The sequence below is a fragment of the Cupriavidus pampae genome (assembly GCF_914271485.1).
Classification (GTDB): Bacteria; Pseudomonadota; Gammaproteobacteria; order Burkholderiales; family Burkholderiaceae; genus Cupriavidus; species Cupriavidus pampae.
In genome coordinates this window covers 71,100-91,402 of sequence record NZ_CAJZAG010000001.1, presented here as the reverse complement: position 1 = coordinate 91,402, position 20,303 = coordinate 71,100, and the positions used below count along the sequence as shown (strand labels likewise).

At 63.7% G+C, this 20,303-nt stretch carries 21 protein-coding genes and 3 tRNA genes; 12 read left to right on the top strand and 12 right to left on the bottom strand.

Annotated features, from left to right (window positions below; translation table 11 throughout):
- Positions 1–258 precede the first annotated feature (258 nt).
- Both LDO41_RS00475 and LDO41_RS00470 read left to right on the top strand, forming a co-directional pair.
- The gene (locus LDO41_RS00475; protein WP_223980478.1) at positions 259–1,725 is read left to right on the top strand and encodes an aminotransferase-like domain-containing protein; all 1,467 of its coding nucleotides are present in this window, start codon (positions 259–261) and stop codon (positions 1,723–1,725) included.
- 162 nt (positions 1,726–1,887) lie between these two features.
- Positions 1,888–3,366 carry a sensor domain-containing diguanylate cyclase gene (locus tag LDO41_RS00470; protein WP_223982298.1) on the top strand — a complete coding sequence of 493 codons (1,479 nt, stop codon included), beginning with the start codon at positions 1,888–1,890 and terminating at the stop codon, positions 3,364–3,366.
- A 10-nt stretch (positions 3,367–3,376) separates the two neighbouring features.
- On the opposite strand, the gene lpxO is transcribed toward LDO41_RS00470, so the two are convergent.
- From lpxO to LDO41_RS00455, 3 genes are all read right to left on the bottom strand, one after another.
- Complete coding sequence (gene lpxO, locus LDO41_RS00465) at positions 3,377–4,279, bottom strand: lipid A hydroxylase LpxO (RefSeq protein WP_223980475.1); 903 nt, start codon at positions 4,277–4,279, stop codon at positions 3,377–3,379.
- A gap of 152 nt (positions 4,280–4,431) precedes the next feature.
- Positions 4,432–4,743, bottom strand: a complete 312-nt coding sequence (locus LDO41_RS00460) for a hypothetical protein (protein WP_223980472.1) — start codon at positions 4,741–4,743, stop codon at positions 4,432–4,434.
- A gap of 62 nt (positions 4,744–4,805) precedes the next feature.
- Positions 4,806–6,371 carry a DUF2252 domain-containing protein gene (locus LDO41_RS00455; protein WP_377740934.1) on the bottom strand — a complete coding sequence of 522 codons (1,566 nt, stop codon included), beginning with the start codon at positions 6,369–6,371 and terminating at the stop codon, positions 4,806–4,808.
- Positions 6,372–6,474: 103 nt separating this feature from the next.
- On the opposite strand from LDO41_RS00455, the gene LDO41_RS00450 reads away from it, so the two are divergent.
- Positions 6,475–6,774: a hypothetical protein gene (locus tag LDO41_RS00450; RefSeq protein WP_223980467.1), complete on the top strand. Its 300-nt coding sequence runs from the start codon at positions 6,475–6,477 to the stop codon at positions 6,772–6,774.
- A gap of 45 nt (positions 6,775–6,819) precedes the next feature.
- Positions 6,820–7,077 (top strand): hypothetical protein, encoded by a 258-nt coding sequence (locus LDO41_RS00445; RefSeq protein WP_223980465.1) that lies wholly within the window; start codon positions 6,820–6,822, stop codon positions 7,075–7,077.
- Between the two features lie 83 nt (positions 7,078–7,160).
- Here LDO41_RS00445 and LDO41_RS00440 read toward each other — a convergent pair.
- From LDO41_RS00440 to LDO41_RS00425, 4 genes are all read right to left on the bottom strand, one after another.
- A tRNA-Met gene (locus LDO41_RS00440) sits at positions 7,161–7,237 on the bottom strand.
- Positions 7,238–7,312: 75 nt separating this feature from the next.
- Positions 7,313–7,546 (bottom strand): hypothetical protein, encoded by a 234-nt coding sequence (locus tag LDO41_RS00435; RefSeq protein WP_223980463.1) that lies wholly within the window; start codon positions 7,544–7,546, stop codon positions 7,313–7,315.
- A 146-nt stretch (positions 7,547–7,692) separates the two neighbouring features.
- On the bottom strand, positions 7,693–7,962 hold the full coding sequence (locus LDO41_RS00430; RefSeq protein WP_223980461.1) for a hypothetical protein: 270 nt from the start codon (positions 7,960–7,962) through the stop codon (positions 7,693–7,695).
- 151 nt (positions 7,963–8,113) lie between these two features.
- Positions 8,114–8,190 (bottom strand) — tRNA-Arg (locus LDO41_RS00425).
- 113 nt (positions 8,191–8,303) lie between these two features.
- Here LDO41_RS00425 and greB point away from each other — a divergent pair.
- Positions 8,304–8,870: a transcription elongation factor GreB gene (gene greB, locus LDO41_RS00420; RefSeq protein WP_223980459.1), complete on the top strand. Its 567-nt coding sequence runs from the start codon at positions 8,304–8,306 to the stop codon at positions 8,868–8,870.
- Here the strand turns inward: greB and LDO41_RS00415 are convergent, their stop codons facing one another.
- From LDO41_RS00415 to LDO41_RS00400, 4 genes are all read right to left on the bottom strand, one after another.
- Complete coding sequence (locus LDO41_RS00415) at positions 8,871–11,297, bottom strand: RelA/SpoT family protein (RefSeq protein ID WP_223980457.1); 2,427 nt, start codon at positions 11,295–11,297, stop codon at positions 8,871–8,873. It abuts the gene before it with no gap.
- A 144-nt stretch (positions 11,298–11,441) separates the two neighbouring features.
- Complete coding sequence (rpoZ, locus tag LDO41_RS00410; protein WP_006578656.1) at positions 11,442–11,645, bottom strand: DNA-directed RNA polymerase subunit omega; 204 nt, start codon at positions 11,643–11,645, stop codon at positions 11,442–11,444.
- 107 nt (positions 11,646–11,752) lie between these two features.
- Complete coding sequence (gene gmk, locus LDO41_RS00405; RefSeq protein ID WP_377740938.1) at positions 11,753–12,403, bottom strand: guanylate kinase; 651 nt, start codon at positions 12,401–12,403, stop codon at positions 11,753–11,755.
- A 15-nt stretch (positions 12,404–12,418) separates the two neighbouring features.
- Entirely contained in the window at positions 12,419–13,354 is a 936-nt protein-coding gene (locus LDO41_RS00400; RefSeq protein ID WP_223980452.1) for a YicC/YloC family endoribonuclease, read from the bottom strand.
- Positions 13,355–13,575: 221 nt separating this feature from the next.
- Between LDO41_RS00400 and LDO41_RS00395 the strand changes: the two genes are divergently transcribed.
- The 5 genes from LDO41_RS00395 to hemW all read left to right on the top strand — a co-directional run bounded on the left by LDO41_RS00395 (position 13,576) and on the right by hemW (position 18,348).
- On the top strand, positions 13,576–14,613 hold the full coding sequence (locus LDO41_RS00395; protein ID WP_223980448.1) for a serine/threonine protein kinase: 1,038 nt from the start codon (positions 13,576–13,578) through the stop codon (positions 14,611–14,613).
- A 67-nt stretch (positions 14,614–14,680) separates the two neighbouring features.
- Positions 14,681–15,595 (top strand): PP2C family protein-serine/threonine phosphatase, encoded by a 915-nt coding sequence (locus LDO41_RS00390; protein WP_223980445.1) that lies wholly within the window; start codon positions 14,681–14,683, stop codon positions 15,593–15,595.
- Between the two features lie 97 nt (positions 15,596–15,692).
- On the top strand, positions 15,693–16,409 hold the full coding sequence (gene rph / locus LDO41_RS00385; RefSeq protein ID WP_223980442.1) for a ribonuclease PH: 717 nt from the start codon (positions 15,693–15,695) through the stop codon (positions 16,407–16,409).
- A 17-nt stretch (positions 16,410–16,426) separates the two neighbouring features.
- Positions 16,427–17,041 carry an RdgB/HAM1 family non-canonical purine NTP pyrophosphatase gene (rdgB, locus tag LDO41_RS00380; RefSeq protein ID WP_223980440.1) on the top strand — a complete coding sequence of 205 codons (615 nt, stop codon included), beginning with the start codon at positions 16,427–16,429 and terminating at the stop codon, positions 17,039–17,041.
- Positions 17,038–18,348 carry a radical SAM family heme chaperone HemW gene (gene hemW / locus LDO41_RS00375; RefSeq protein ID WP_223980438.1) on the top strand — a complete coding sequence of 437 codons (1,311 nt, stop codon included), beginning with the start codon at positions 17,038–17,040 and terminating at the stop codon, positions 18,346–18,348. The genes rdgB and hemW overlap by 4 nt, the downstream gene beginning before the upstream one ends.
- Before the next feature lie 33 nt (positions 18,349–18,381).
- Here the strand turns inward: hemW and LDO41_RS00370 are convergent, their stop codons facing one another.
- Positions 18,382–18,966 (bottom strand): outer membrane lipoprotein, encoded by a 585-nt coding sequence (locus LDO41_RS00370; protein WP_223980436.1) that lies wholly within the window; start codon positions 18,964–18,966, stop codon positions 18,382–18,384.
- 217 nt (positions 18,967–19,183) lie between these two features.
- On the opposite strand from LDO41_RS00370, the gene LDO41_RS00365 reads away from it, so the two are divergent.
- Positions 19,184–19,273: transfer RNA gene (locus tag LDO41_RS00365), tRNA-Ser, on the top strand.
- A gap of 174 nt (positions 19,274–19,447) precedes the next feature.
- Positions 19,448–20,224 carry a FadR/GntR family transcriptional regulator gene (locus tag LDO41_RS00360; protein ID WP_223980434.1) on the top strand — a complete coding sequence of 259 codons (777 nt, stop codon included), beginning with the start codon at positions 19,448–19,450 and terminating at the stop codon, positions 20,222–20,224.
- Positions 20,225–20,303: the final 79 nt, after the last annotated feature.

Below are 20,303 nucleotides of genomic sequence, written 5' to 3'. Positions count from 1 at the left end.
CGCCGCGCGAAAGATAAGTACGCAGCACGTGGCCCGCGGCCAGCTCGATCGATTGCGTGGAAGTGTTTGGGTGCCGATCCATGGCGGTCTCCAATGTGGAATGCATGGACCTCAGCGTACCGACGCGTCTGCCCGCGAAACAGGCACAACGCCGTACGGACTGAACCGAAACAGATCAGAAAATTCCTCTCTGTTGCGATACAGTGAAGCCATATCTGTATCTGTTCCTGCCGGACGCCTTCGCCGATCATCCCGAGCATGACCGCTCCGCTCTACCAGCAACTCGCCGCCCGCTACCGTCAGGCCATCACGGCCGGCACGCTAGCGCCTGGAGATCGCATGCCCTCCGTACGCACGCTGATGGGCCTGCACGAGGTAAGCCTCTCCACCGCGCTGCAGGCGTGCCGCGAGCTCGAGGCCGCGGGCCTGCTGGAAGCTCGTCCGCGCTCCGGCTACTTCGTGTGCGCGCCCGCGCGCCCGGCCTTGCGGCCGCTGGCCGAGCCCGATCTCACGCTGCCGGACGCGGATCAACTGGCGGGTCAGTTCGAAGGCATTCACGCGCGCATCTCGTCGATCATGGCCAGCTGGCAGCGTCACGAGATCCGCATGGACTTCGGCGGCGCGTTCTGCGCGCCCGCGCTGTATCCCAACGATGCGTTGCGCACGGCCGCCGCGCGCGCGCTGCGCCGGTATCCGGACGTGTACGGTCACGTGGTACAGGCCGACGGTCATGCGCCCTTCCGCGTGGCCGTGGCGCGCCATGCGATGCGCGCGCGCATTCGCGTCGCGCCGGAGGATATTGCCATCACCTATGGCTGCACCGAGGCCCTGCATATCGCATTGCGCGCGGTCACCGCACCGGGCGATGCGGTCGCGGTGGAATCGCCGACGTATTACGGCCTGCTGCAGACACTGGAAAGCCTGGGCCTGCGCGCGGTGGAAATTCCTTGCAGTTCGCAGACCGGCATCTCGCTGGAAGCGCTCGAACTCGCCGCGCGCACGCACGACGATATCAAGGCCGTGGTGGTGGTGCCCAATCTGCAGAACCCGCTCGGCTGCATCATGCCCGACGCCAACAAGGCGCGACTCGTGGCGTGGTGCGATGACCGTGCGCTGCCTCTGATCGAGGACGACTGCTTCTCCGCCACCGCCGACGACGAGGTGCCGCTCGCGGCCGCCAAGGCGTGGGATACCACCGGCAACGTGATCTACTGCGCGTCGCTGAACAAGGTGCTGGCGCCGGGCCTGAGGCTCGGCTGGATGGCCGCGGGCAAGTGGCAGGCGCGCGTGGAAATGCTCAAGATCAACATGTCGCGGCCCAACGAATTGCTGCCGCAGATCATCGCCGCCGACTTCATGCACGATGGCGCGTTCGAACGCCATCTGCGCCGCCTGCGCGTGCAATTGCGCGCGCAACGGGAATGGGTGGCCGGCAGGATCGCGCGCACGTTTCCGGAGGGCACACGGCTGACGTTGCCACGCGGCGGCATGCACTTGTGGATCGAATTGCCCGAGAGCGAGAGCGAAACATCGCAAACGCCGGTCTCCGCGCGCGTCGCCGATCAGGCGCTGCAGCAGGGTATTCGCGTGCTGCCGGGTGCGATGTTCTCGAACTCCACGCGTTACGACCGCTATCTGCGCGTGAACTGCGGCGCCCCGCGTTCCGACGATATCGAACGCGCGCTTGACACGCTCGCGGGAATTGTCCGGCAACACGCGAGATAAGCGTCCGGAAGTGTTGGAAGCAGGCATCGATCTTGCAAGTTTTCTCCCCAAAGCGTGGCGCGCTCGCCTATCCTAGTGCGCTAGATCAGACTGACCGCCGCAGCGGATTCCGGGAGAACAGATTTGCAAAGCGAACGCGCTGCCACGCCGCTCGACCACAACATCAACGCCACCACCGACGTTATTTTCGATAACGACTACGAGAGCCTGTTCGAGCTCGCGCCGGTCTCGCTGTGGCTCGAGGACTTCAGCGCCGTGCGCCAGGCATTCGAGGCGCTGCGCGCCGACGGCGTGACCGACCTGCGCGGCTACCTGCGCGCCAATCCCGTGGAAGTGGCGCGTTGCTCGGCACTGATCCGCGTAACTGCGGTCAACCGCCGCACGCTCAAGCTGTTCCGCGCGGCAGACTTCGACGACCTCGTCGCCAATCTCGACGCGGTATTCCGTGACGACATGTTCGATCAGCACGTCGAGGAACTGGGCCAGCTCTGGGACGGTGGCAATCATTTCTCGAGCCAGACCGTGAACTACACGCTCGATGGCGAGCGGCTCGACATTCGACTCGAGGCCAGCGTGTTGCCCGGCCACGAGTCCGACTGGTCGCGTGTGCTGCTGTCCATCGAGGACATCACGGTACGCGTGCGCACCGAGCGCGACCTGCGCCGCAGCCAGCAGTATGCGGTCGGCCTGTTCGAGCATTCGCCAGTGTCGCTATGGGTGGAGGATTTCAGCGCGGTCAAGATGCTGCTCGACGAGGTACGCTCGGCGGGCATCACGGACTTCCGCACGTTCCTCAACGTGCATCCGGACTTCGTCACGCGCTGCATGCAGGAAATCCGCGTGCTCGACGTCAATCAGCAAACGCTGTCGCTGTTCAGCGCGCCGAGCAAGGAGATCCTGCTCTCGCGGCTCGGCGATGTGTTTCGCGACGACATGCGCATCCACTTTGCCGAACAGCTCGTCGACCTCTGGCACGAGAAGCTGTGGCAGCAGCGCGAGGTCATCAACTACGCGCTCGATGGCCGCGCCGTCGATGTGTTCATGCAATGGTCGGTGTTCCCGGGTCACGAAGCGGACTGGGATCAGGTGCTGGTCTCGCTGACCGATATCACCGCGCGCAAAAAGGCCGAAGCCTACGTCGAGTTCCTCGGCAAGCACGATGTGCTGACCAAGCTGTTCAACCGCGCGTACTACGAGGATGAGCTCGCGCGACTCGGCCGCAAAGGACCGTGGCCGGTCAGCGTGATCGCATTGGATCTCAACGGACTCAAGGTCGTGAACGACCAGTTCGGCCACAGCGACGGCGACGCGCTGCTGCGCCGCACGGGCGAGGTACTGAAGAAGGCGGTCGGCGAACAGGCGTGCGTCGCGCGCACGGGCGGCGACGAGTTCATGGTGCTGCTGCCCGGCCGCGACGAGCGCGGGGCCGCGACGGTGGTCGAGCAGATCGAGCAGGTCATCGAGCTCAACAACAGCTTCTACCCGGGTGTGCGTCTATCGTTCTCGATCGGTGCCGCCACCTGCGTGCAGGGCGAACGCCTGACGGACACCTGCAAGATCGCCGACGCGCGCATGTACGAGGCCAAGCGCGCGTACTACCTGGCGATGGGCAACGAACGTCGCCAGACTGGCGACGTTTGATCGAACTGGATCAGATGAAAACGATCAGCGCGACGCCGCCGATGATCAGGCCGAACTTGGTCACGTAATACAGGCCCCGGTTCCACGACTTGAAGCGGCGGCGATACTGGCCGCCGAGCCACACGAAGCGGAACAGCTTGTTGATCGCGCCGGTCTGGTCGGCTTCGTCATTGGGCGAACTCGCTGCGGTCATCACCTTGCGGCCCATCCAGTGATTGAACGCCGCGGCCCAGCGATAACGCATCGGACGCTCGATATCGCAGAACAGGATCAGACGATCGGTCTCGCTCTTGTTCTCGGCCCAGTGCAAATACGTTTCATCGAACACCACGCCATGCCCATCGCGCCAGCTATGGCGCTCGCCGTCGACCTCGATAAAGCAGCGATCGTCATTCGGCGTCGACAGGCCCAGGTGATAGCGCAACGAACCCGCGAACGGATCGCGGTGCGGATTGAGCTTGCCGCCCGGCGGCAGCTCGGCGAACATCGCCGCCTTCACGGTCGGGAGTTCGCGCAGCAACGCCACGGTGTTCGGGCACAGCGTCTCCGCGGACGGATGCTGGGCTTCGTACCACTTGAGGTAGAACCGCTTCCAGCCGTATTTGAAGAACGAGTTGAAACCGGCGTCGTCGTTCTTGTCCGCGGCCTTGATCTTGCGCATGGCGATCAGCGCCATACCCTCGTCACGAATCTGTGGCCAGGCAGCGCGCAGTTTTTCGAGATCCGGAAAGCGTTCGACCGGAATATACGGCGTGGTCGGCACGCCGGAGAACATGTACATAAAGCAGTTGACCGGCGCAACCAAGGCGGAGTGGTCCAGCAACTGACGCATGAACGGCAACCGAACCTTGCCGCGCAAATGCACGTACAGAATGGCGCCGGCATAGGCGGCGACGATTATCCACTTGATCACCCGAGAATCCTCCAGTCATGCCACCGCGAGACGCGGCCCGACAGGCGTCTCCGGCGAAAGCCGGTATTTTAGCGAAATGCTGCCGGTGCCGCACCGGTGTCACATCGGTGTGCACCAAGCAGCACCCTTGATCGAGATCAAGGCACGTTCGCTCAAGGATTGTCGCGCGACTGCCGGGCGATGCGGTCGATCAGCGCGCGCGCATCCTCTGGCGCACCCTGCAATGTCAGCAGGCGGGCATTGAGCACGATGTTTTCGAGCACGAGCTTGGCGGTGGACGCCCACAATGTGGCAAGCAACGCGTCCATCGACATCCCGGACGCCTCGATCTCCTGCGAGCGCGCGGCGATCAGCCGGCACGCCAGCTCGCGCAGCCCTGCATCGTTGAACGGCAGGTCCGCATAGTCGATCGGATCCTCCCGCTCGACTTCGGCCATCAATCGCAGCAGCATTTCCTCGGTCATCGGCAAACTCCTGTCATCCAACGGTGATCACTACCCCTGCCCGCACCCTGCTCAAACCCTGCTCATACTCTGAATTCCGCCGCCATGTCCTCGTCATTGCGCGCGGGCAGTTCGCCCTTGCGGCACACGTCCACAAAGCGCGCGTAATCGCGCTCCACCTGGTCCGCATACACGTTTGCGTACGCGACCAACGCATCGGCCATGCGATCGCTGGTACCCAGATATCCACTGATCTCGGCCGCCTGTCCGCCCGCTTTCGCATGCGCGCGCGCCAGTACCCAGCCGCACACGGCCGCGTATTTGCCCAGCAGCGTTGCATCCATGAGCTCGAGTTGTGGTGACAGTTTCATATCGCGCAGCTGGCGCAGATAGAAACACCGGCCTGACGGTCCCTTGGCCCAGCCCAGAAACAGATCGCTCGCCGCCTGCATCAGACGCTGGCCCTCCACCACGCGCCGGCCCTCGTGCACGGCGCCCGCACCGTTCGCCGCACGCTTGCCCGCAGTGGCATGCCGCGCCTTCGCACCCGCCTTGAAATAGCGCGCCACCACCGACTGCCCGGCTTCCTTGATCTGCAGGAACAGCGGCTTGCCATGGCTGTCGATCATCAGCTGGATCAGGCAGCGCGTGCCGACGCTGCCGACGCCCACCACCTTGAACGCGATGTCGTGCCGCGTGAAATGCGACAGCAACTGTCGCCGGTCGGGCGCGAGCGTGGTCAGGTAGTCGGCATAGAACTTGTTGATGGCCGCATCGACGTTCTTGAATGTCATCCAGTCGTCGTCCGCCGCGAACAGGGTCTGGTTGCCACGCACATGGAAGACCGCGGGCGGTGCGTCGAGAATGTGCCAGCGGCCGTTGACCTGCGTGCCGAGCTTGGGCAGCAGCGCGACATGCGTGCGATCGGCCGCGCGCTCCATGCCGCGGCGAATCCTGCGTTGCGTTTCGGGATCGTCCGCCTCGTTCAGCAGGCGTTCGAACGTGATGTGGTCATACCAGGTGTCGAGAATACCCATGTCGCCGTACATCGCCATGCGATCGCGGTAGCTGCACGTGACTTGTCGCACGAGCGCGTCGGCGGTTGCGCGCGAATGGCGCAGATGGCGTGCCGCCACGACGAAGCTCGCGACCAGGCGCTTGAGGTCCCATTCCCATGGGCCCTCGCTGGTCTCGTCGAAGTCGTTGACGTCGAGCAGCAGCGCACGCTCGGGCGTGGCAAAGCCACCAAAGTTGGCCACGTGGCAGTCGCCGCAGATCTGCTGCACGATGCCCGAATGGGGCGTACCGGCGAGGTCGTGCGCCTGCAGGATGGCGCTGCCGCGAAAGAATGCGAACGGCGACTCGAGCATGCGCCCGTAGCGTAGCGGGATCAGCCGCTCGACACGGCCCGCGCTATTGATCTTGAGCAGGCCGATGGGGTCCCGGTCGACATGGCCGACCTCCGCATGCAGCCCGCGCGGCGCGTGCTGACGTAATGCCTTGCCGCGGGCACGACGTGCCTCCTGCAACGGCTCCGAACTTGCGACGATCGCCACGATGCCTCCATGCTGGGCCCCGATGTGATCGAACGTAATGCAACGTCTCGGGCTTGTCAATTTGACAACCCACACCCGCTGCGAGTGATGCATCGGGCGCGCACGGAAAAAATCAGACGCAACCCTACAAAAGCGTCACAACTTGTTGTGTAAGCTGTGGTCTCAAACATCGCATAGACACAGAACGAGTCAACTCATGACCAAAAGTTTTCTTGCTGCCATGCGTCAATACGTGTGGTTCAGAGGGGTGAAGCATCATGTGGTCCAGGGCGTCGAAGCACTGGCCGATCTGTTGAAGTCCCCATCCGTCGCGGCACGTGCCGTGGCTGCCATCGTCTCGGAAACCGAGCACGGCGTACAGGTGTGGGTGTCCTATTTCGGCAAGCCGATGGACCCGCATACGAACTACGTGCTGTGGCCCGCGCGCGCCATGAAACCCGCACGACGACGCATCCCCGTCTACCATCCCGGACAGTTGCCGCCGCCGCGCGACTGATCCCCGCTTTCAGCGCCCTCACGTCATCATTCAGGAGCCCGCAACATGTCTGAACCGAAGCACGATGAGGCGCTGGTTAACAATTTCCTCGAACGGATTTCCGCACTCTCCGTCAGCGCCTTCGATGGCGCCGACGTGAGTGGCGAGCTCGCGCAGATCATGCGCGAAGCGGCTTCACGCGCGGATGCCGGCACGCTGCAAGTACTTGCGCAACGGTTGCGCGAACGTGCGGAGGCTGCCGAACGCGAAGGTCAGGCGGTCGTGCGCGATACGTTTGCGAAAGCTGCAACGCTGGCGAAATAAACTTTGCGCCTGGGATTTTTACTGCTGGGAATTTACTGCTGAGTACTAACTTCGGCCGTCTGCAGAGAAACTCTGCAGAGGATTGGTTGCGGGGGCAGGATTTGAACCTGCGACCTTCGGGTTATGAGCCCGACGAGCTGCCAGACTGCTCCACCCCGCGTCTGAAGAAAGCAATTATGACTGAAACCCATCGCTCATGCAATCGTTATTTGCACAGCGATGGGGATTTCGCGGGTCATGCCATGCGCTGCTGTCGTGCATCGTGTTCGACGATCAGCGTTTCGATATGGCGATTCACCTGATCGAGCGCTTCGAGTTTCGTATCGAATGCATGCACGGGAAACGGATTGTGCCGCTGCGCAATGGTCGCACCGCTGTCGCGATGAATGACCTCGATCATGATGGCCCATTTGCCCTTCGGCATGGCGATCACTTCGTAGAGGACCTTATATCCCTCGTACTCCTTCATGGTTGGCTCCTGCCACTGCGACGCGCAACTCCGCGCCTGAATTCAGCGTAGGCCTAACCGTTCGGGACAAGAATGATCCTCGTCAAACGCGAGGCAATGAGCGTCGACATGCGCCATTGCGTATCTCGCAACGGCGCATGCGGAGGTCATGCAAGCAGCTTGTCGATCTGCGCGTATGCGGCAGCGAACGCCGCGGTCTCCGCCGCATGACGCGTGGCGAAGACATGATTGCCACTGTGCAGCACCTCGGTGTCGCCAGCATCGGTGGGATCGGTGCCCTCCTCCGTGATGCGCACCTCGTAGTGCCATAGCTGCGTCTCGTCCATGCTGCCCGCAACGTTTTCGCGCTGCGGCGAGACCAGGACGTAGGCGTCCTTGCCGCGGTATTGCTCCACGCGCCAGTCATCGCTTGCCATGAGGGCTCTCCCGTGTGTGATCACTCAGGTTTGAGCGTTGGAATGGGGAGGCGTTCCGGGGACAGAAGATTCGAGGACAGAAAAGGGCTTCTGCTTCCCGAGGACAAAAGAAAAGGGGCTTCCGTTTCCGGAAGCCCCTTGTCCTGATTGGTGGTGCGGCTGGCAGGATTCGAACCCACGACCCCTTGGTTCGTAGCCAAGTACTCTATCCAACTGAGCTACAGCCGCACGCGAGAAAAGAGATTATATAGAAGTTTTGATTTTTGGGAAGCCCCTTTGCGCATTTTTTTGCTGCCGGGACGCACCTTCCTATAATGACGGTCTCAGGAAGTGATCTCAACATGAACAAAGCATTCGTCAAAGAGTCGTCCGACGAGGATGACGAGGACCTCCCGGAAGGCGCGACCCCGCTGCCCGCCGGCACCAAGAACTACATCACCGCCACCGGTTACGACCGCCTGCGCAACGAGCTCATGCATTTGATCGACGTCGATCGTCCCGACGTGGTGCAGATCGTGTCGTGGGCCGCGTCCAATGGCGACCGTTCGGAGAACGGTGACTATCTGTATGGCAAGAAGCGGCTGCGCGAGATCGATCGCCGCATTCGCTTTCTCACGCGCCGGCTCGACAAGGCCGAGGTCGTCGACCCCTCGCTGCAGGGCGACAACGATCAGATCTTCTTTGGCGCCACGGTCACCTACACGAATCGCGCGGGCGAGGAGACGACGATCACGATCGTCGGCATGGATGAAGTGGATCTCGCCACGAATCGCGTGAGCTGGATCTCGCCCATTGCCAAGGCGCTGATCAAGGCGCGCGAGGGAGATACCGTACCGCTGCGTACGCCAGCAGGTATCGAACAGATCGATATTGTGGAGGTGCGATACCCGAAACCGGGCGAGGCCTGATCAGGTATCGTTGCGATCGCGGAAGATGCGGATCACGTCCGGGTTGCGGCGCAGTGCGCGCATGACGTTGGCCAGGTGCAGGCGGTTCTGGACCTGAAGCACGAACTGCATGTACGTCGCTTCCTGGTGGCCGCCCTGCTGCTGCTCCATCGAGATATGCGCGACGTTGGCATCGGCCGACGTGAGGTCCGCGGCGAGGCGCGCGACGATACCCTTGGTATTGCGCACCATCACCTTGATCGATACATCGAACGCGCGCGTAGTCTTCTTCGCCCACATGACCTCGATCCAGTGCTCGGGGTCCTTGCTGTGCAGCCGCTTGGCCACCTTGCAGTCCTGCACGTGGATCTGCAGACCTTCGCCCTTGCCGAGGTAGCCCACGATCGAGTCGCCGGGAATCGGCCGGCAGCACGCCGAGAAGATCATCGACATGCCTTCGTCGCCGGTAATCGCCACCGCTGGCGCTTCTTCACCTGCGAACGTCTGCACCGCCGCCAGCAGCGCGCTGTCGACATCGCCGGACAGCTCCTGCAACAGGATCTCCATGCGGCGCGCCACCACGGCCGGCACGCGACGGCCGAGCGCGAGGTCCGCGAAGATGTCTTCCCTGTGCTTGTTGCCGGTCCACTGGATCATGCGATCCCACACCGCCTGCGGCACCGCCTTGAGTTCGATGCCCAGTTGTCGCGCGGCCTGCTCCAGCAGGCGTTCGCCCAACTGGATCGCCTCGTCGAGCTTGGTCGTCTTGAGGTAATGGCGGATTGCCGCGCGCGCCTTGCCGGTGCGCACGAACGCGAGCCATGCCGGATTCGGCTTCGAGTACGGCGCCGTCACCACCTCGACGATATCGCCGCTCTTGAGCTCCGTACGCAACGGCAGCAGCTCGTTGTTGATCTTGACGGCCACGCATTGATTGCCGAGGTCGCTATGCACCGCGTACGCGAAGTCGAGCGCGGTGGCACCGCGCGGCAAGGCGCGGATATGGCCCTTGGGCGTGAACACGTAGACCGCGTCCGGGAACAGGTCGATCTTGACGTGTTCGAGGAATTCCTGCGAATCGCCAGTCTGGCTCTGGATATCGAGCAGCGACTGCAGCCACTGGTGCGCCTGCTGCTGGATATCGTTGGCGTGATCGGCCTGATGCTTGTACATCCAGTGCGCGGCCACGCCGGCTTCGGCGATCTGATGCATGCCGCGCGTGCGAATCTGGAACTCCACCGGCGTGCCGAACGGACCCACCAGCGTCGTATGCAGCGACTGGTAGCCGTTGATCTTCGGAATCGCGATGTAGTCCTTGAACTTGCCGGGCATCGGCTTGTACAGCCCATGCAGCGCGCCCATCGCCATATAGCAATGCATCTGCGTTTCCACCACCACGCGGAAACCGTACACGTCCAGCACCTGCGAGAACGACAGCTGCTTGTCGTGCATCTTGCGATAGATGCTGTATAGCGTCTTCTCGCGCCCCGACAGCTCGGCCACGATGCCAGCATCGGCCAGCCCGTGCTGCGCGGCTTCGAGAATGCGCTTGACCACTTCGCGCCGATTGCCACGCGCGGCCTTCACGGCCTTCTCGAGCGTGGCGTAGCGGAACGGTGAGCCGACCTTGAACGACAGCTCCTGCAGTTCGCGGTAGACCGTGTTGAGACCGAGACGGTGCGCGATCGGCGCGTAGATCTCCATGGTCTCGAGCGCGATGCGGCGGCGCTTCTCGGGCGGCACAAAGCCGAGCGTACGCATGTTGTGCGTGCGGTCGGCCAGCTTGACGAGAATCACGCGCACGTCGCGCGCCATCGCGAGCAGCATCTTGCGGAAGCTTTCCGCCTGCGCCTGTTCGCGACTCTGGAATTCGAGCTTGTCGAGCTTGGTCAGCCCATCGACGAGTTCGGCCACCTTGGGCCCGAACTTCTCGGCGAGCTCGCTCTTGGTAATGCCCTGGTCCTCGATCACGTCGTGCAGCAGCGCCGCCATGATCGACTGCACGTCGAGCTTCCAGTCGGCGCACAGCTCCGCCACCGCGACCGGGTGCGTGATATACGGCTCGCCGCTCTGCCGGTACTGGCCGAGGTGGGCTTCGTCGGAAAACTGGAACGCCTCGCGCACGACGGCCTGATCGGCTGGCTTCAGATAAGCCAGCTTCTCCATGAGCCGTGCGATCGAGATGACCTGCTGCCGCGGTGGCACCGCGGGCTGCGACGTGGGACCGAAGAAGTGCCGGTAAGACTGCGCCAGCACCGCGTCGATATACAGGTCGCTGCCGGGCGCCGGCGGCGGCACGCTGGCCGGCGGCTCCGCCAACAGTTCGTTGGTCAGTGCCGTGGCGGCGCGCGCCTTGGTTTGCGCGATGGGCGGCACGGCCGCGCGCTCCCCGACAACGTCGTTGCCGAGCGGATCGGGGAGATTGGGTGCGCCGGTGCGTGCCGTCACTGAGGGCGAGCCGGGGTTGCCTTGCCTACGACCGGGCGGACCGGAGGGACCGGAAGAAGCGGGAGGTGCAGGCGGCAGAACAGACATGATGGCGGCCTATGGAATCCGGCTGGTAGCGAGGACGCACGATGGGCCGCCTGACAATCAGGTCGGGACCTTCTTCAGCATCTCGATGCCAACCTGGCCCGATGCGATTTCACGCAGCGCCACGACGGTGGGCTTGTCCTTGGCTTCGACCTTGGGGGTGTGACCCTGCACGAGCTGACGTGCACGGTACGTCGCGGCCAGCGCGAGCTCGAAACGATTCGGGATGTGTTTCAGACAATCTTCGACGGTAATACGCGCCATATCAAATCCACCTTGGGATAAAACCTGTTCGACAGGCCGCCATTTTACAGCACGCGGCCGAATCGGGTCCGGCCGCGTCTGGTTGACTGCCTCGCTGACCGATTGGGTCAGTGAATTCCGAGCTCGATAAACAGCTCCGCGTGACGCGCCTTTTGCGACGAAAAGCGCAGACGTGTCGCACGAACGACGTTCTTCAGCTGCTCCAGCGCATCCTCGAAAACCTCGTTGATGATCACGTAGTCGGACTCGCTGGCGTGCGCCATTTCGCTACCGGCGGCCAGCAGGCGGCGCGTGATCACGTTGGGCTCGTCCTGGCCGCGTTTCTTGAGGCGTTCCTCGAGCGCGGTCAGCGACGGCGGCAGGATAAAGATCTCCATGGCATTGGAGAAGCGCTTGTGCACCTGCTGCGCGCCCTGCCAGTCGATCTCGAGCAGCACGTCGTTGCCCTGCGCCATCTGCTCCTCGATCCACACACGCGACGTCGCGTAGTAGTTGCCGTGGACTTCCGCCCACTCGAGGAACTCGCCGCGATCGCGCGCGGCGCGGAACGCATCGATGTTCGTGAAATGGTATTCGCGGCCGTTCTCCTCGCCCGGGCGCGGCGCCCGCGTGGTGTGGGAGATGGACAGCCGGATGGCCTGGTCCTGCGCGAGCAGCGCATTGACCAGCGTGGACTTGCCGGCGCCCGAAGGCGCGACCACCATGAAGAGGTTGCCCGGATAGGCGGTGTCGATGGCAGTGTGGGACGAATCGCTCATGATGATGGTGGATCGTTATTCGAGGTTCTGAATCTGTTCGCGCATCTGCTCGATCAGCAGCTTGAGCTCCATCGAAGCGTCGGAGAGCTCCTTGGCGGCGGCCTTCGAGCCGAGCGTGTTGGCTTCGCGGTTGAGCTCCTGCATCATGAAGTCGAGCCGCTTGCCGACCTGGCCACCCTTCTTCAGGATATGCCGCGTTTCGTTGAGGTGGGCCTGGAGGCGTGAAAGTTCCTCGGCGATGTCGATGCGGATGCCATAGACCGTGGCTTCCTGGCGAATCCGTTCGCCGATCTCGTCGCGGCTCATCGAAGGCATGCCCGCTGGCGCCGCGAGGTTGAATGCCTCCTGCAGCCGCTCGGTCAGCTTTTCCTGATGATGCGCGATCAGTTGCGGAATCGTCGGCGTCAGGCGTTCGACGATCGCGAGCATCGCATCGACGCGCTCCTCGAGCGTGGCCTTGAGGGCCGCGCCTTCACGACGGCGGGCTTCGAGCAGTTGCTTGAGCGCCTCGCGCGCGGCGCCCATCACGGCTTCGCGCAGCGCATCCTGCGAGAGTTCCGGCTCCACCAGCACGCCGGGCCAGCGCAGGATTTCACCCATGCGCAGCGAGCCCGCGCCCGCGAAGGTAGCGCTCACCGTTGTTTCAAGCGCGCGAATCTGGTCCAGCAGCCCCTGGTTCAGCGCCAGCGTGGCGCCGCCGGTGTCGGTGCGCTGCAGGTTGATACGGCATTCGAGCTTGCCGCGCGACAACTCGCCCATCAGCATTTCACGCAGCGCCGGCTCGTACGCGCGGCACTCTTCGGGCGCGCGGAACAACAGGTCGAGAAAACGCGAATTGACAGTCCGGAATTCCACCGAAACCGAAGCAGTCCGCCCGCTGGGCTCGCCCTGCGCGTTCGTCAGCGGCGCCTGCCGCATGGCCGAACCAAAACCTGTCATGCTGTGAATCATTGGGTAATCTCGCGAGTGGGTCGGTGGCCGGTCCGATCAGCCATGGAAATCATGACTGCAACAAGACCGGCAACATCGAAAATCAGGGAAATAGCCATGCAAAACAGCGGCCCGGAATGAAATATAGCGGGGGTTGGATAATCGACAACACCCCGCTACGCTTTCCTTTACAAGTGACCGATTAGCCCGGACAATCCGTTGCAAATCCGGTCCCGAATCCTATGACAGAGTCCAAGGGCGCTAACCAACCCAAGAGTGCGCCGCTGCCCATCGGCACGCTGCTTGCCAATTACCGCATTGTAAAGAAGTTGGCCAGCGGGGGGTTCAGTTTCGTTTATCTCGCTACCGACGAAACCGGCGCGCCGGTCGCCATCAAGGAATATCTACCCTCCTCGCTCGCTCGCCGCAGCCCGGGCGAACTGATCCCCGTCGTACCCGAGGAAAATGCCGCGTCATTCCGGCTCGGCCTCAAGTACTTTTTTGAGGAAGGCCGCTCGCTCGCGCTTATTTCTCATCCGAGCGTGGTACGCGTGGTGAATTTCTTTCGCGAGAATTCCACCGTCTACATGGTGATGAACTACGAGCTGGGCAAGACGCTGCAGGAGCATATCCTGCAGGCCCGGCAGCAGGGTCGCGCCAAGGTCCTGCGCGAACGGTTCATCCGCAAGGTGTTTCACGACCTGATGAGCGGGCTGCGCGAGGTGCATATCCACAAGCTGCTGCATCTGGATATCAAGCCCGGCAACATCTATCTGCGCGAGGACGAGTCGCCGATCCTGCTCGACTTTGGCGCCGCGCGGCAGATCCTGACCATGGAGGCCGCGCGCTTCCAACCGATGTACACGCCCGGTTTTGCCGCGCCCGAACTGTACGGCAAGCATTCCGAGCTCGGCCCGTGGACCGACATCTACAGCCTGGGCGCCACGCTCTACGCGTGCATGGCGGGCATGCCTCCGCAGGAAGCGAACCAGCGCGAGAAGGACGATCGCATGATCGAAGCCATGTCGCGGCTGCGCAGCACGTACACCAACGGCCTCGTGGATCTGGTCGAATGGTGCCTGCGCCTGACGCCGTCCGAGCGGCCGCAGAGTGTGTTCCGCCTGCAGAAGGAGTTGCGCGACCAGAGCAATGCGCTCGGCGAGCAATCCGCGGCCGCGCTGGCATCGGCCGCGCCCGCCACGGAGCCTATGCCCGAGCGCCAGGGCGCGACCAGCCGCTTTATGACGCTGCTGCGCCGCCGCGAGGTGGGCACCGATTGATTACGACGCGCGCGGCCCGGGCCCAGCGGCCGGCCAGCGCGCGCCAGAACGTTACCGAATAGCCAACATGCGATTCTCCGTCTACCAGGAAAGCCGAAAAGGCGGCCGCCGCATCAACCAGGACCGCATGGGCTATTGCTTCACGCGCGACGCCCTGTTGATGGTGCTGGCCGATGGCCTCGGTGGCCATGCGCTCGGCGAGGTGGCCGCGCAGCAGGCGCTGCAGACCCTGGCCCGCCAGTTCCAGGCGCAGGCCCGGCCCCAGATCCGCAATCCCGCCGACTTTCTGCAGGACACGATCATGCTCGCGCACCGCGAGATCCATCGTTATGCGGAAGCGAACCGATTAGCGGATATCCCGCGCACGACCGTGGTGTGCTGCCTGATTCAGCAGGGGCAGATCCACTGGGCCCATGCCGGCGATTCGCGCCTGTATCTGATCCGCAAGGGCGGCCTGCTGACGCGCACGCGCGACCACTCGAAGATCGAGAACCTGCTGCAGCAGGAGCGTGTGCTGCCGATGGACGTGGCCAATCACCCCGAGCGCAACAAGCTCTACAACTGCCTGGGTTCGCCCAACCTGCCGCTGATCGATATCGGCGGCCCGGTGCGGCTGGAGCCGGGCGACGTGGCCATGCTGTGCTCGGACGGCCTGTGGGGCAGCATCGAGGAACGGATCATCGTCGAGAAGGTGACGAGTCTGTCGGTGGTCCATGCGATTCCGGACCTGATCGAACAGTCGCTGCTCAATGCCGGCGAAGGTGCCGACAACACCACCGCGATCGCGATGATGTGGGAGCTCGACACCGCGACCCCGAGCGAGGAAGCCGTGCTGACCGACACGCTGCCGCTCAACGCGTTCACCACGTCGATCCTCGAGCGGACCGGCAACGACAGCGACCTGCTGTCCGAAGAAGAGATCGAACGGTCGATTGCCGAGATTCGCGCGGCCATCGACAAGACCACGAACTTCATGCGCTAGCGGTCCGAGGGGGTAGCATCTTCGTGTGGCCGGCAGCACGCGACAGCGGCCGGCGTTAGAATCGCGGTCTTAACCCGATTCGACAAAAGATCCCCCTATGCGACCGAGCGGCCGCGCAGCCGATGCGCTGCGACCTGTCACCCTGACCCGTCATTACACGCGCCATGCCGAAGGCGCCGTGCTGAGTGCCTTTGGCGATACCAAGGTCCTATGCACGGCGAGCGTGCTCGCCAAGGTGCCCCCGCACAAGAAGGGCTCCGGCGAAGGCTGGGTCACCGCCGAATACGGCATGCTGCCCCGCGCCACGCACACCCGCTCCGATCGCGAAGCCGCGCGCGGCAAGCAGACCGGTCGCACGCAGGAGATTCAGCGCCTGATCGGCCGCGCGATGCGCTCGGTGTTCGACCTCTCCGCGCTGGGCGAATATACGATTCACCTGGATTGCGACGTGCTGCAGGCCGATGGCGGCACGCGCACGGCCGCCATAACCGGCGCATTCGTCGCCGCGCACGATGCGGTGAGCAAGATGCTGGCGGCCGGGCAGATCGCCGCCAGCCCGATCCGCGACTTCGTGGCCGCGGTGTCGGTCGGCATGGTCGATGGCGTGCCCGTGCTCGATCTCGACTACGTCGAGGACAGCAGCTGCGATACCGATATGAATGTGGTCATGACCGGCAGCGGCGGCTTCGTCGAGGTGCAGGGCACGGCCGAAGGCGCGCCGTTCGCGCGCGCCGACCTCGATGCGATGACGCGACTGGCGGAAGCCGGCATCGCCGAACTGGTCCGCCTTCAGCGTCAGGCGCTGGGGCTCTGATACGCGTGGGAGGCAACATGCAACGTCTGGTCCTCGCTTCGAACAACGCCGGCAAGCTGCGCGAGTTCGGCGCCCTGCTCGCTCCATTCGGCTTTGACGTCGTGCCGCAGGGCGAACTTGGCATCCCTGAAGCCGAGGAACCGCATGCGACGTTCATCGAGAACGCGCTGGCCAAGGCGCGCCACGCCAGTCGCCTGGCCGGCATGCCCGCGCTGGCCGACGACTCGGGCATCTGCGTCGATGCACTCGACGGTGCGCCGGGCGTGTTTTCGGCACGCTATGCCCAGTGCGTCGGCAAACCCAAGTCGGATGCCGCCAACAACGCCCATCTGATCTCGCAGCTGGCGGGCAAGCTCAATCGCCGCGCGCAGTACTACTGCGTGCTGGTGCTCGTGCGCCACGCCGAAGATCCGCGTCCGATGATCGCGGAAGGCACATGGGCTGGCGAGGTCGTCGACGCGCCGCGCGGCAACGGCGGCTTTGGCTACGACCCGCACTTCATGCTGCCCGCGTTCGGCAAGACCGCGGCCGAGCTCAGCGCCGACGAGAAAAACGCCGTCAGCCATCGCGCGCTGGCGTTGCAAGGGCTGGTGGCGCGCCTGCAGGCGCATGGCATGCGGATCGGCACATGATTCCGATCATTCCCGTCGGCAGCCTGCCATCTTCGTCATCGTCGCCGTCGTCACCCTCGTCACCCTCGTCACCCTCGTCACCCTCGTCGTCCTCGTCGTCCTCCACCACGCTGTCTCCCGCCGACAATCAGCAGTTGTGGCTCAAGCCCGGGCAGATCGCGCTACCGGGGTCGCCGCCGTTGTCGCTGTATGTGCATATCCCCTGGTGCGTGCGCAAATGCCCGTACTGCGATTTCAACTCGCATGCGGCACCGGGCGGGTCGCAGGAAATTCCCGAGGACGCGTATCTCGATGCGCTGCGCGCGGACCTCGAGCAATCGCTGCCGCTGGTCTGGGGCCGACCCGTGCATACGGTGTTTATCGGTGGCGGCACGCCGAGCCTGCTATCCGCGGCCGGCATGGATCGCCTGCTGTCGGATATCCGCGCGTTGCTGCCGTTGGATGCGGACGCCGAGATCACGATGGAAGCCAACCCGGGCACGTTCGAGGCCGAGCGCTTCGCGAGCTTCCGTGCAAGTGGCATCAATCGGCTATCCATCGGCATCCAGAGTTTCAGCGACCGCCATCTGCAGGCGCTGGGGCGCATTCATGGCGAGCGCGAGGCGCGCGGTGCGATCGAGATCGCGCTGCGGCACTTCGACAACGTCAATCTGGACCTGATGTATGCGCTGCCGCAGCAGACGCTGGACGAGTGCATGCACGACCTCGAAGCGGCGCTCTCGTACCGCACCACGCATCTGTCGATGTATCACCTGACGCTGGAGCCGAACACGCTGTTCGCAAAGTATCCGCCAGCGCTGCCGGACGAGGACATCGCCTACGAGATGCAGGATCTGATCGAGGCGCGCACGGCGCAGGCCGGCTTCCGTCATTACGAAACGTCGGCGTATGGGCAACCGCATCGCGAGGCGCGGCATAACCTCAACTACTGGCGCTTTGGGGATTACCTAGGCATCGGCGCGGGCGCGCACGGCAAGCTGTCATTTCCGCATCGTGTACTGCGCCAGATGCGCTACAAGCATCCGGCCACGTACATGGAGCGCGCGCTGGCCGGCGAGGCCGTGCAGGAGTCGCGCGACGTGAACGCGAGCGAGCTGCCGTTCGAGTTCATGCTCAACGCGTTACGGCTCACCGATGGGGTGCCGGCATCGAGCTTCCATGACTACACGGGGTTGCCGCTGCACTCGATCAGCAAGCAACTGGCGGCGGCGGAAAAGAAAGGGCTGCTGGAGGCGGACCTGACGACGATCCGCCCCACCGAGCTGGGACGACGCTTCCTGAACGATCTGCAGGAGATGTTCCTGTAGCGTCGGAATATCTGGGTTAGTACGGCGTGGCCCTTAGTAAGGAGTCGCCATATCGTTGGCCACGCGCGCGCGATCACCCACGCGCAAGGCGCCCAGATCGCGCTGCGTCACGCTGGCCATGCGGCCATCGTCGAGGCGCACGTTGACGCGGTACACGGTGCTGGTATTGCTGCCCGTGCGCTTCTCCACCTGATTGCCCGCTACCGCACCCACTACGGCGCCGCCAATAGTGGCCGCGGTGCGTCCACGTCCGCCGCCGATCTGGTTGCCGAGCAGGCCACCGGCCGCGCCGCCGATCACGGTACCGAGAATGCCCGAGCTGTTCTGTTGCTCGGTGGCGACGGGCTCGATCGACTCGACGCGACCCGTGAACACCGAACCCTGCGGCGCCTGATAGGTATTGGGCGCCTGTTGCTGGTAGCCGGGTTGTTGCTGATAGCCCGGCTGCTGCTGATAGCCGCCCTGGTTGTACGCGGGCGGCGGCGGCGCGTTGTAGGCCGAATTGCCGTACGGTTGGTTGTAGCCGGGCTGCGCGCAGCCGGCCAGCGTGGCCGCGACAGCCGTCACGGCGAGAATGGCGCCGCGGGTCAGCGCGCCTTGATGACGGATCTTGGTCATTGGGAATCCTCCTCTGTTTGGAATATGCGAGATGTCTGGTCGTATGCAGACATCTTCGCCATATGAGGCCAGAAAGGCCTGCAAGGTTCCGCGCTGTCCGACCGACACTGACAAGCCGCAAGTCAAACATCAGCGGAGAATCCAAGGGGATACGATTGTGCTAACGATGCAACTTTTTGTTGCTGCGTTAGCTTGTATAATGCGCGCTCTTCTCCAAGGAAGCGTGGCCGAGTGGTTTAAGGCAGCAGTCTTGAAAACTGCCGATGGGGTGACCCATCCGTGAGTTCGAATCTCACCGCTTCCGCCATCCCTCCCCGGTCAATCCACCCGGCAGTTGCCATAAACCTTGCCAACGGGCAAGATCGCGCATACGCTTGGTGTGCGTTATCTGTCGTCGTATAACTTACGACAACGTATAATGAACGCGTCCGTATTTCACGCAACAGGCTTGCCTTCACCGACTGATCTCGTCGACTTCTCCATGTCCAACGCCACGCTCACTCCGACGCTTGCCTCGACCGGCCCCTCGCCCGCACCCTTGCGCCGCCGCGGCCGTACGCTTGCCGAGGAAGTGGTCGCCAACCTCTCGGACAGCATCCAGCAGGGGCAACTGAAGCCCGGCGACAAGCTGCCGACCGAGTCCGAGATCATGGCGTCACTCGGCGTGAGCCGCACCGTGGTGCGCGAAGCGCTGTCGCGACTGCAGGCAAGCGGCATGGTCGAGACCCGCCACGGCATCGGCACGTTCGTGCTGACGCGTTCGCCGGAAGCGATCTCGCCGTTCCGCATCGACCCGTCCGCGATGATCACCGCGATGGACGTGCTGGCGATGCTCGAGTTTCGGGTGAGCCTGGAAGCCGAGGCCGCGAGCCTTGCCGCCACCCGCCGCACCGATGAGCATCTGGCGGCGATGCGCCGCGCGCTCGACGAGCTCAAGCGCAATGCCGCCGCCGGCAACGACGCGGTGCGGTCCGACTTCGAGTTTCATCTGTCGATCGCGCGCGCGACCGGCAACCGCTATTTCACCGACATCATGGGTCACCTCGGCACCATGGTGATTCCGCGTAGCCGGCTGCAGGTGAATACGCCGGAGCGCGAGCAGTACCTCGAGCGCGTCAATTTCGAGCACGAGAGCATCTATGATGCGATCGAGCGGCATGATCCCGAGGCGGCCAAGGCCGCGATGCGCATGCACCTGACCAACAGCCGCGAACGTCTGCGCAAGGCGTCGGCGATGGCTGGCACGGCGGGCGCCTGAGCCGTTACTGGCGCGGCGCGCGATGCGGGTTGTTGCGCGGTTGCGTCCTCGCACGCCATGTCATATGATGTCTTATGAC

Coding starts and splice junctions, on each gene's coding strand:
- LDO41_RS00475 (WP_223980478.1), top strand. CDS start 259: ATGACCGCTCCGCTCTACCAGCAACTCGCCGCCCGCTACCGTCAGGCC.
- LDO41_RS00460 (WP_223980472.1), bottom strand. CDS start 4,743: ATGACCGAGGAAATGCTGCTGCGATTGATGGCCGAAGTCGAGCGGGAG.
- LDO41_RS00455 (WP_377740934.1), bottom strand. CDS start 6,371: ATGCATCACTCGCAGCGGGTGTGGGTTGTCAAATTGACAAGCCCGAGA.
- LDO41_RS00450 (WP_223980467.1), top strand. CDS start 6,475: ATGACCAAAAGTTTTCTTGCTGCCATGCGTCAATACGTGTGGTTCAGA.
- LDO41_RS00445 (WP_223980465.1), top strand. CDS start 6,820: ATGTCTGAACCGAAGCACGATGAGGCGCTGGTTAACAATTTCCTCGAA.
- LDO41_RS00435 (WP_223980463.1), bottom strand. CDS start 7,546: ATGAAGGAGTACGAGGGATATAAGGTCCTCTACGAAGTGATCGCCATG.
- LDO41_RS00430 (WP_223980461.1), bottom strand. CDS start 7,962: ATGGCAAGCGATGACTGGCGCGTGGAGCAATACCGCGGCAAGGACGCC.
- greB (WP_223980459.1), top strand. CDS start 8,304: ATGAACAAAGCATTCGTCAAAGAGTCGTCCGACGAGGATGACGAGGAC.
- rpoZ (WP_006578656.1), bottom strand. CDS start 11,645: ATGGCGCGTATTACCGTCGAAGATTGTCTGAAACACATCCCGAATCGT.
- gmk (WP_377740938.1), bottom strand. CDS start 12,403: ATGAGCGATTCGTCCCACACTGCCATCGACACCGCCTATCCGGGCAAC.
- LDO41_RS00400 (WP_223980452.1), bottom strand. CDS start 13,354: ATGATTCACAGCATGACAGGTTTTGGTTCGGCCATGCGGCAGGCGCCG.
- LDO41_RS00395 (WP_223980448.1), top strand. CDS start 13,576: ATGACAGAGTCCAAGGGCGCTAACCAACCCAAGAGTGCGCCGCTGCCC.
- LDO41_RS00390 (WP_223980445.1), top strand. CDS start 14,681: ATGCGATTCTCCGTCTACCAGGAAAGCCGAAAAGGCGGCCGCCGCATC.
- rph (WP_223980442.1), top strand. CDS start 15,693: ATGCGACCGAGCGGCCGCGCAGCCGATGCGCTGCGACCTGTCACCCTG.
- rdgB (WP_223980440.1), top strand. CDS start 16,427: ATGCAACGTCTGGTCCTCGCTTCGAACAACGCCGGCAAGCTGCGCGAG.
- hemW (WP_223980438.1), top strand. CDS start 17,038: ATGATTCCGATCATTCCCGTCGGCAGCCTGCCATCTTCGTCATCGTCG.
- LDO41_RS00370 (WP_223980436.1), bottom strand. CDS start 18,966: ATGACCAAGATCCGTCATCAAGGCGCGCTGACCCGCGGCGCCATTCTC.
- LDO41_RS00360 (WP_223980434.1), top strand. CDS start 19,448: ATGTCCAACGCCACGCTCACTCCGACGCTTGCCTCGACCGGCCCCTCG.